Consider the following 8,558-nt stretch of genomic DNA (forward strand, 5'->3'; position numbering starts at 1 on the left):
ACCCCTGGAGGCTTAGCCGCGCCATCCATGGCGCGGATACCCCGCCAACCCCACCCGCCCAGCCCCAGACAGATTCCGGTGGCCGAACCACCACGGGAAGATCAAGAAAAAAAGGCAACAGCAACAGCAAAAGCGGTCGGCTGGCTGCCTTGGCTTTGCGAGCGAAGCGACCCGCTTTTGCCCTTGTTTATGATTTCCGGTGGTGGACGCCGCAGGGACCTGTCCGTGGCCGGGCGGGTGGGCTGCGCAGGGGCGTAAGCGCCATGGATGGCGCGCCCGAGCCTACAGGGATGTATTCACGGCGTCCCCTGCGCAGCCCACCCGCCCGGCCAACCCGCAGAGATGCAGCTCTTCACGACCAACCCACCCCGCCACGGAGGGGCCCCGCCGTTCGCCGATCCCCGCCGAAGGCGCGCTCTCCGCGATAAAAATAATTTCCCGGAAGCTGTCGATCCTCGCGCCCCTGGTTCGTTGTAAGAGAGAAGGGCACGCACCCGCGGCCCAGCGGAGACCGCAATGAAAGTGATGGTGATCGTCAAAGCCAACGCCGATTCCGAAGCCGGGCGCATGCCCAGCGAACAGGAACTGGCCGCCATGGGCGCCTACAACGAACAACTGGTGGCCGCCGGCATCATGCTCGCCGGGGAAGGCCTGCATGCCACCCAGCGCGGTCGGCGCATTCATTTCGGCAGCGGTGCGCCACGGATCGAGACCGGCCCGTTCGGCCCGGCCGGCGAGCAGATTGCCGGGTTCTGGCTGTGGGAGGTGCGCTCGCTGGACGAGGCCACCGAATGGGCCAGTCGCGCGCCCTTCAGTGCAGGCGGTGCGCTGGAACTGCGCCCGTTGATCTCGGCCGAAGACTTCGGTGAAGCCTTCACCCCTGAATTACAGCAGCAGGAACAGCGTCTGCGTGAGCAGCTCGACCGCGCCTGAGCACGGCCGCGCATTCATCCCAATCGACGGAGTATTCCCATGAAACTGATTCCCTTCCTCGGCTTCAGCGGCCAGGCCCATGACGCAATGGCGTTCTATGCCAAGGCACTCGGTGGCCAGGTCACGTCGGAAATGAAGTACCGCGACATGCCGCCGTCCGACGGTTCGCCAGGCTGCAATGAGATGCCGGCCGACACGCTCGACCATGTGGCCCACAGCCAGCTGGAGATCGGCAGCGCGATCGTGATGGCGGCCGATGGTCCCGGTGGCGGCGAGGGTAGCTCGACCACCATCAACATCGACGTGGACAGCATCGAAGAAGCCGAGCGCGTGTTCGCGGCACTGGCCGAGGGTGGCCAGGTACAGATGCCGATCGCCGAAACCTTCTGGGCCCACCGCTGGGGCATGTTGACCGACCGCTACGGCAAGCCGTGGATGGTCAACTGCATGAAGCAGCCCTGATGTTCCTTCTCTCCAACCATCGCAGGGAACCGCACCAATGAGTACACCGCAACCGCAGATGATCTTCGTCAACCTGCCCGTGCAGGACCTGGAAAAAGCCAAAACGTTCTTCGCCGCGCTGGGCTACAGCTTCAACCCGGCCTTCACCGACGAGAACGCCGCCTGCATGGTGGTCAGCGAGAGCATCTTCGTGATGCTGCTGGTCAAGCCGTTCTTCCAGCAGTTCACCGCCAAGGGCATCGCCGATGCGCACACGCAGACCGAAGTGATCACCTGCCTGTCGGCCGACAGCCGCACGGCGGTGGACACCATGGTGGACAAGGCGCTGGCCGCCGGTGCCAGCGAACCGCAGCCGGCGCGCGACTACGGCTTCATGTACCAGCGCGGGTTCCAGGACCTGGATGGGCATCTCTGGGAAATCGCACACATGGACGGCGAGCCGGGCTGACGGCCGCCGCAAGGGAGACCCTCATGGCTTACGTGGATGCTTACGTGCTGCCGTGCCCGCAGGACAAGGTGGCGGCCTATCGCCGCCTTGCCCGCCAGGCCGGAGCGGTGTGGAAGGACCATGGCGCGCTGCAGTACATGGAATGCGTGGCCGATGACGTGCAACCCGGGAAATCGACGTCGTTCCCGCAGGCGGTGAAGCTCAAGCCGGGTGAAACGGTGATCGTGGCCTTCGTGGTGTTCCGCACGCGCGCGGCGCGCGATCGCATCAACAAGAAGGTGATGGCCGACCCGAGGCTGGCGCATATCGGCCCCAAGGACATGCCATTCGATACCAAGCGCATGTTCTGGGGCGGCTTCAAGCCGATCGTGGAAGCGTGAACGCCGGTGCTTGTGCAGGCCGGGCTCGCATGCTGTGATCGCTGCATGCACGAGCCCGCCCTGAGCCAGCGCCTGGACACCCTCTGGCGGATGGAATCGCCAGTGTTGATCGCGCGCCTGGCGCGGCTGCTCGGCGGCGACGTCGGTCGTGCCGAAGAGCTGGCCCAGGACACCTGGCTGGCCGCGCTGGAGCGTTGGCCGGTGCAGGGCATCCCGGACAATCCCGGAGCCTGGCTGATGACCACCGCGCGCAACCGTGCCATCGATGTGCTGCGCCAGCACCAGCGCGTGGCGCAGCAGCATGCGCAATGGGGAGAGGAGCTGCATCCGGCCGCATTGCCCGCGCCCGATGACAGCCAGGCCCTGGAAGACGACATCGGCGATGACCTGCTGCGGCTGATGTTCGTGGCTTGTCATCCGGTCCTGCCTGCGGACGCGCGGGTGGCACTGACCCTGCGCCTGCTGGGCGGGCTGACCACGATCGAGATCGCACGCGCCTTCCTGCAGCCGGAGCCGACCATCGCCCAGCGCATCGTGCGGGCCAAGCGCACGTTGGCGCAGAAGCAGGTTCCCTACGAAGTGCCGCGTGCCGGTGCATTGCCGGAACGACTGGCTTCGGTGCTGGAGGCGATCTACCTGGTATTCAACGAAGGCTACGCGGCCAGTGCGGGCGACGACTGGATGCGACCGGCACTGTGCGCCGAGGCGCTGCGGCTGGCGCGCATTCTGGCCCATCGGATGCCGGCACCGCCGGTGCTGGGTCTGCTGGCGCTGATGGAACTGCAGGCCTCGCGCGCGGCGGCACGGGTGGATGCGCAGGGCGCGCCGATCCTGCTGGACCAGCAGAACCGGGCGCACTGGGACTGGCTGCAGATCGAACGCGGCCAGCAGGCACTGACGCGCGCGGTGTCGGCAGGCGGCGGCGATGATCCTTATGTGTTGCAGGCACGGATCGCCTTCTGCCATGCCAGTGCGCGCCGCGCCGAAGACACCGATTGGGCGCGGATCGCTGCACTGTATGCGCAGTTGCTGCAGGTGATGCCGTCGCCGGTGGTGGCATTGAACCGGGTGGTGGCGGTGTCGCGCAGCGAAGGTGCGTTCGCTGCGTGGGCGCTGTTGCAGCCCTTGCTGGACGAGCCACGACTGCAGGGCTACGCACCGCTGATGGTGGTGCGCGGTGAGCTGCTGCAGCAGCTGGGGCGGGAGCAGGATGCACGTGACGCATTCGCCTCGGCAGCGGCCCTGAGCCAGAACCTGGCCGAGCGGACCCTGCTGCGGCAACGGGCCGGCCTGCCGCAGGAAAACTGAGCCGACAAGGTCAGCACTTGTCGGTTTGCCCCGGAGCGGCTATGTTTCGCGCCCAGCGGGCGTGTTCGCGCCTGTCTTTCGTGTGTCGTGACCGAGGAGCGGTTGATGTTTTCAAGGACGAAGAGCGCACCGCGCGCTTTTGCGCGCCTGTTTGCCTATGCCCTGTGCCTGGCCGTATGGCCGCTGGCCAGCCAGGCCGCAGACAAATCGCAGCAGGCCTACTGGGCCGGTTTTGCCTATACCGCTGACGCCGCCGCCGTACAGGCAACCACTCCGCATGCGCATGCCGTGCTGGAAAAGCGTGGCCTGATTCCGCTCAACCAGACCCTGGCACAGGCGCTCAAGCGCCGCGCGCCGGCCAACCTGGAACTGATCGACCAGCCGGTGGCGATGCTCGACGGCACTACCAGTGCCGTGGTCCTGGCCGCTGCGCTGGACCGCGAACTGGTGTCGGTCGAACCGATCGGCGACCAGTACAAGGTGCTGGTGGAAGTGGCCCTGCAGGCGCTGTTCTTCGATTTCCGCGAGCGCCAGGTGATCGCCTCCTATCCGCTCACCCTGCAGCGTATCGACGTGCAGGAGTACCGCCCGGACAGCGACGATATCGACGCGATCGTCGCAGATCTGCTGTACGGCGGTGCCGATACCAGCCTGTCGCAGGTGCTGGCCACGACCCTGGCCCAGGCCAAGCTGCCGGAGGCGGCCACGCGGCGCCTGCAGGTGGGTGAGGTGACCCTCTCCGACGCCACGCTGGCCAAGCTGCCCGACCCGAAGTGGGCCGGTCCGCTGCGTGCCACGCTGGCCCATGAACTGTCCAAGACGCTGTCGTCCAATACCGGTGTCGGCCTGCTGCCGCCGGCCTCGGGCCAGGCGATCGGCGGTGCGATGGCTGCGCGCTTTGCCGACGGCAAGGTCTACCAGCTGAAGATTCCCGAGGCGGACTACGTCATCAGCCTGCAGGTGGATGCGCTGAAGAATGGCGTCATCAGTGAAACGCCGGCGATGAAGACGATGCTGTTCGGCGCCTTCTTCACCGCCAAAGTCATCGAGCCGTTCTCCGGCAAGGTGTACTTCGAACAACCGCTGCGCAAGGGCGCCACCAAGGTGGTGCCGGTCACGCAGTGGCAGGTCGACCAGTGGTCGGCCAGCTACGAAACCCTGCTGGCCGGCTTCGATGCCTTCGCCGGCGCCGCCGCCAAGCGTGCCGATTCGCGCGCCTGGCTGGACGAGCAGAAGCCGGGCGGACGCCCGCTGCAGCAACAGACCCAAGCCCTCCAGGAGTTGATCAAATCATGTCGCTGATGCGTACCATCCTGCTCATCCTCATCGCCCTGGCGGTGGCCTCGCCGGTCGCCGCGCAGACCGCCAGCTCGCGCGGTACCGGTTCTGCCAGCTACAGCCTGCGCCTGAGTGCCGATACCCGGGCCCAGGCCCTGAACAAGGCCAAGGCCAATGCACTGGAGGCGTACATCGCCGAATCCGGTGCGGCCAAGCTGCGCCTGTTCGAATCGCGTCGCGCCGAATTCCTCGGTGAAATCGACCGCTACGTGCTCAGCGCGGTGCAGCTGTCGGACACCGAAGACAAGAAGGCCAAGACCTACAGCGTCACCGTCCGTGCCGAGATCAACACCACGCTGCTGCAGACCAAGCTGGATGCCGGCTCGGCCGTGGCCGGTGCCACCGCTGCGCAGCGCTCGCTGCTGACCTTCCTGTTCATGGCGCGCTCGCAGGACACCGTGCAGTCGTTCCAGGACAAGGAATACCGCCGCGTTGACGCCAGCAGCAGCTACAGCGAGAACACCCGTGAAGGCGACAGCTTCCGCGGCAACTCGGTCAGCACCAACGGCAGCATCAACCAGAACGGCTCGGTGTCGGTCACCAGCGGCGGCAGCACCACTGCGCGCAGCGACAACATCAGCTGGAAGGTGGCCAACGCCGCCGAGGTCAACACGGCCATGACCGGTGCCTTCAGCGCCGCTGGCTACGAAGTGGTTGAAGCCGAATACGTGGAAGGCGAGTCGCGCGGCCTGCTCAGCATCGAGCGCATCCGCAAGGACTTCAGCACCGGCAACGATCTGTCCGCCGCCACCCTGCGCGATACCGCCAACGGCATCCGCGCGGCGAACATCCCGTACATCGCCGTCGGCACCCTCGACGTTGGCATGCGCGATCGTGATCCGGCCAGCGGCAACACCCGCGTGTTCGTCACTGTCACCGGCAAGGTGCTGGACGTGACCGGTCGCTTCCCGCGCACCGTGTCGTCGGTGGGCCCGGTGCAGTTCTCCGGTACCGGTCCGAACGAGACCGTCGCCCGTACCAATGCGCTGCAGCTGGCTGCCGAAAAGGCCGCCCAGCAGATGATCAACGAGCTGAACGTCAAGGCGGTCCGCTGACGTTACCGCTGCGCTCGCCGGGCATGGCCCGGCGCTACCGGCTCTGGTGGGTGCCGGGCTTGCTCGGCACCGACCCGCTGCTATCCCCGATCTTGCGTGCCGCATCGCGGCCGTCTCTCCCAAAGGAATCTTCCATGATCCGCAATACCGCTCTCGTCGTTGCCATCGCGGCCGCTACCCTGTCGATGCCGGCACACGCCCAGTTCGGCAAGCTGAAGGACATCGCCGGCGCCGCTACCGGTACCTCCAGCAGCACCAGCGCTGCCGCCCCGGACGAAGCCGCGCAGGAAGCGCTGGTCCGTCGTTTCGTCAGCTCGCAGTCGCACTCGCTGCAGGCACAGACCTCCTTCGCCCGCGCCTTCGGCCTGGCCGAGCAGGTGCAGCTGCTGGAAGCCGAGCGCCAGGCGCTGTCGTCGGGTTCGGTGAACGTTGATGCGATGAAGAAGTCGGTCTCGGTCAGCCAGGCTGCACAGGCCGCCATTGACGAGCGCCAGGCCGCACAGCCGGAACTGAACGCTGAATCCAAGCAGCACTACGCCGAAGGCCTGGTCTCGCTGCTGGCCTCGGCTGCCGAAGCCCAGAAGCTGAGCGGCGAAGCCAGCGGCTTTGCGGCCGGCATGAAGAACCTGGGTGCCACCCAGATGGCCACCGTTGGCCGCAAGCTGGCTGCTGGTGCCTGGGTTGCCAAGGAATCGCCGGGCTTCATCAAGGGCCTGTACGGCTCGACCAAGTCGGCCGTGACCTTCGCCAAGAAGAGCAAGGTGAAGGTGCCGTCCAACGCCGATTCGATGCTGGATTCGCTCTGATACGAGGCAACTCCGCATGCGTACGACGACTCGATTGATCGGCCTGGGCCTGGCCGCGGCCCTGCTGGCAGCCTGCGGCAAGCAGGATGCACCGGCAGAAGCCGCACCCGCCAAGGACAAGGCCGCCAGTGCACTGGCCAGCAATGCGCCGCTGCAGGAAGCGCCCCTGCGTGGCACGCCGGATTTCGGCGGCACCACCCAGGTCGCGCGCGAAGCCGACGGTATCGGCAGCACCCCGGAACTGGCGGTGCTGGCGGCATTGCAGTCGGCCGTGGCCCAGGTCAACGGCGTACGCGTGGCCAGCCAGATGCAGAGCCTGCGCGCAGGCCTGCATGTGGACGTGGACGGAGAACACGTCGGCGATATCCGCGCCGACGCGTTCTCCCAGCAGATGATTGCCGGTTCGCAGGGCGCGGTGCTGGGCTATGAAATCCTCTCGCAGGATGAAGTGAGCCAGCTCGACGAAGAGACCATTGCCCGCGTGCGCGCCAGCGACGAAGGCTGGAGCTTCAAGGGTTCGGCCTCGGCCAGCGCCTCCGGCGAAGCCTCCGCCAAGGGCGGTTCGGCGTCGGCCAGCGTCAAGGAAAGCTACGAAGAGCAGGTCAAGGTCGACGCCAAGCGCGGTGCCAGCTCCTTCGATTCGGATGTCACCCGGCGCAGCATGCGCAGCTACTGGAAGGTGCGTGTCCGCGCGCAGATTGCCCAGTACCGTGCACCGGATGAAGAAGGCAAGCCGAAGATCGTGGTGGCCCTGCCACGTACCAAGTCGGGCAGCTATGCCGTTGGCGATGGCCGGGTGAATGCCGATGAGGTCGCCCAGGCGATCCGCGCGCGGCTGTCCGACACGCTTACCCAGACCCAGCGCTTCATCGTGCTGGACCGCGAGTTCGGCGACGAACTGCAGGCCGAGATCGACCACATCAACAGTGGCAACGTGCGCCTGCAGGACACCGCACGCGTTGGCCAGCAGCTGGCGACCGACCTGATCCTGATTCCGACCATCGAACGTTTCGAGTACCCGCGCAGCGTGCGCAACCTGCGCATGTCCGATCGCCAGGTGACCTCGTACTCCGGTGGCGGCCGCATCACCCTGCGCCTGGTCAACGCCACCACCGGCCAGGTGGTGATGTCCGACAGCTTCGACCACCAGCTGGCCTCGACCGGCCCGAGCACCCTGCCGCGCGTGGTCAACGGCCGCAGCATGGCTGCCTCGATGATGGATTCGCTGTCCGGCCAGATCGGCAGCACGATCGTCACCACGTTGTTCCCGGTGTCGGTGGTGTCCGTCGATGGCGACCAGGTGGTGCTGAGCCAGGGCGGTGACACTGTGCAGGTCGGCCAGCGCTGGCAGGCCGTGCGCCTGGGCGAAGAGCTGAAGGACCCGCAGACCGGCCGCTCGCTCGGCCGCAGCGAGCATCCGTGTTGCACCATCCGCATCGACCGCGTGGCCGCGCAGACCTCCTACGGCACGCTGGAAGAGGGCGTGGACGCGATGCGCGGTGGTTTCCGCCCGGGCCAGATCGAACTGCGTCAGAAGCTCGGCAGCAAGCCCAAGGCCGCCGCCGGCGCAACCGCATCGGCCGCCCCGGCCGCTGCCGCGCGCCCGGCCAGCAAGCCGAAGCCCAAGCCCGCCGCCGCCCCGGCTGAAGACCCGAACTGGTAAGAACCTCCAGTTCGATGCACGTGGGGGTCAGAGCCCTTTCCCGCCGGGAAAGGGATCTGACCCCTTCTTGTTTTCGTTCTCCATGGTGTCGACCAAGGTCGACACCTACCCGAGCAGACCGCCGTTCCGACAGATTGCGGAGATCTGTCGAAGGCGGGGTTGGGG

9 protein-coding genes are annotated in these 8,558 nt (G+C 66.7%); all 9 read left to right on the forward strand.

Annotated elements, in window-relative coordinates:
• The first annotated feature begins 516 nt into the window (after nt 1-516).
• The 9 genes from WKB25_RS20940 to WKB25_RS20980 all read left to right on the forward strand — a co-directional run bounded on the left by WKB25_RS20940 (nt 517) and on the right by WKB25_RS20980 (nt 8,393).
• Nucleotides 517-933, forward strand: a complete 417-nt coding sequence (locus tag WKB25_RS20940) for a YciI family protein (RefSeq protein WP_340572767.1) — start codon at nt 517-519, stop codon at nt 931-933.
• A 39-nt stretch (nt 934-972) separates the two neighbouring features.
• A complete protein-coding gene (locus WKB25_RS20945) occupies nt 973-1,395 on the forward strand; it encodes a VOC family protein (RefSeq protein WP_340572768.1) in 423 nt (140 codons plus the stop codon).
• 37 nt (nt 1,396-1,432) lie between these two features.
• Nucleotides 1,433-1,843, forward strand: coding sequence for a VOC family protein (locus tag WKB25_RS20950; protein WP_340572771.1), 411 nt, complete (start codon nt 1,433-1,435; stop codon nt 1,841-1,843).
• A 23-nt stretch (nt 1,844-1,866) separates the two neighbouring features.
• Complete coding sequence (locus WKB25_RS20955) at nt 1,867-2,223, forward strand: DUF1428 domain-containing protein (protein WP_025878383.1); 357 nt, start codon at nt 1,867-1,869, stop codon at nt 2,221-2,223.
• 45 nt (nt 2,224-2,268) lie between these two features.
• Nucleotides 2,269-3,531: a sigma-70 family RNA polymerase sigma factor gene (locus WKB25_RS20960; RefSeq protein WP_340572773.1), complete on the forward strand. Its 1,263-nt coding sequence runs from the start codon at nt 2,269-2,271 to the stop codon at nt 3,529-3,531.
• Between the two features lie 105 nt (nt 3,532-3,636).
• On the forward strand, nt 3,637-4,833 hold the full coding sequence (locus WKB25_RS20965) for a hypothetical protein (protein WP_340572774.1): 1,197 nt from the start codon (nt 3,637-3,639) through the stop codon (nt 4,831-4,833).
• Nucleotides 4,824-5,924, forward strand: coding sequence for a hypothetical protein (locus WKB25_RS20970; protein ID WP_205405395.1), 1,101 nt, complete (start codon nt 4,824-4,826; stop codon nt 5,922-5,924). The genes WKB25_RS20965 and WKB25_RS20970 overlap by 10 nt, the downstream gene beginning before the upstream one ends.
• A gap of 134 nt (nt 5,925-6,058) precedes the next feature.
• Nucleotides 6,059-6,730, forward strand: a complete 672-nt coding sequence (locus WKB25_RS20975; RefSeq protein WP_340572776.1) for a hypothetical protein — start codon at nt 6,059-6,061, stop codon at nt 6,728-6,730.
• Nucleotides 6,731-6,746: 16 nt separating this feature from the next.
• Nucleotides 6,747-8,393, forward strand: a complete 1,647-nt coding sequence (locus tag WKB25_RS20980; protein WP_340572777.1) for a CsgG/HfaB family protein — start codon at nt 6,747-6,749, stop codon at nt 8,391-8,393.
• Nucleotides 8,394-8,558 lie beyond the last annotated feature (165 nt).

Source organism: Stenotrophomonas sp. G106K1, from assembly GCF_037969685.1.
Taxonomy (GTDB): domain Bacteria; phylum Pseudomonadota; class Gammaproteobacteria; order Xanthomonadales; family Xanthomonadaceae; genus Stenotrophomonas; species Stenotrophomonas lactitubi.

Excerpts from the sequence above, each read along its gene's own strand:
- WKB25_RS20965 (WP_340572774.1), top strand. The coding sequence starts at position 3,637 with ATGTTTTCAAGGACGAAGAGCGCACCGCGCGCTTTTGCGCGCCTGTTT.
- WKB25_RS20945 (WP_340572768.1), top strand. The coding sequence starts at position 973 with ATGAAACTGATTCCCTTCCTCGGCTTCAGCGGCCAGGCCCATGACGCA.
- WKB25_RS20950 (WP_340572771.1), top strand. The coding sequence starts at position 1,433 with ATGAGTACACCGCAACCGCAGATGATCTTCGTCAACCTGCCCGTGCAG.
- WKB25_RS20975 (WP_340572776.1), top strand. The coding sequence starts at position 6,059 with ATGATCCGCAATACCGCTCTCGTCGTTGCCATCGCGGCCGCTACCCTG.
- WKB25_RS20955 (WP_025878383.1), top strand. The coding sequence starts at position 1,867 with ATGGCTTACGTGGATGCTTACGTGCTGCCGTGCCCGCAGGACAAGGTG.
- WKB25_RS20980 (WP_340572777.1), top strand. The coding sequence starts at position 6,747 with ATGCGTACGACGACTCGATTGATCGGCCTGGGCCTGGCCGCGGCCCTG.
- WKB25_RS20970 (WP_205405395.1), top strand. The coding sequence starts at position 4,824 with ATGTCGCTGATGCGTACCATCCTGCTCATCCTCATCGCCCTGGCGGTG.
- WKB25_RS20960 (WP_340572773.1), top strand. The coding sequence starts at position 2,269 with ATGCACGAGCCCGCCCTGAGCCAGCGCCTGGACACCCTCTGGCGGATG.
- WKB25_RS20940 (WP_340572767.1), top strand. The coding sequence starts at position 517 with ATGAAAGTGATGGTGATCGTCAAAGCCAACGCCGATTCCGAAGCCGGG.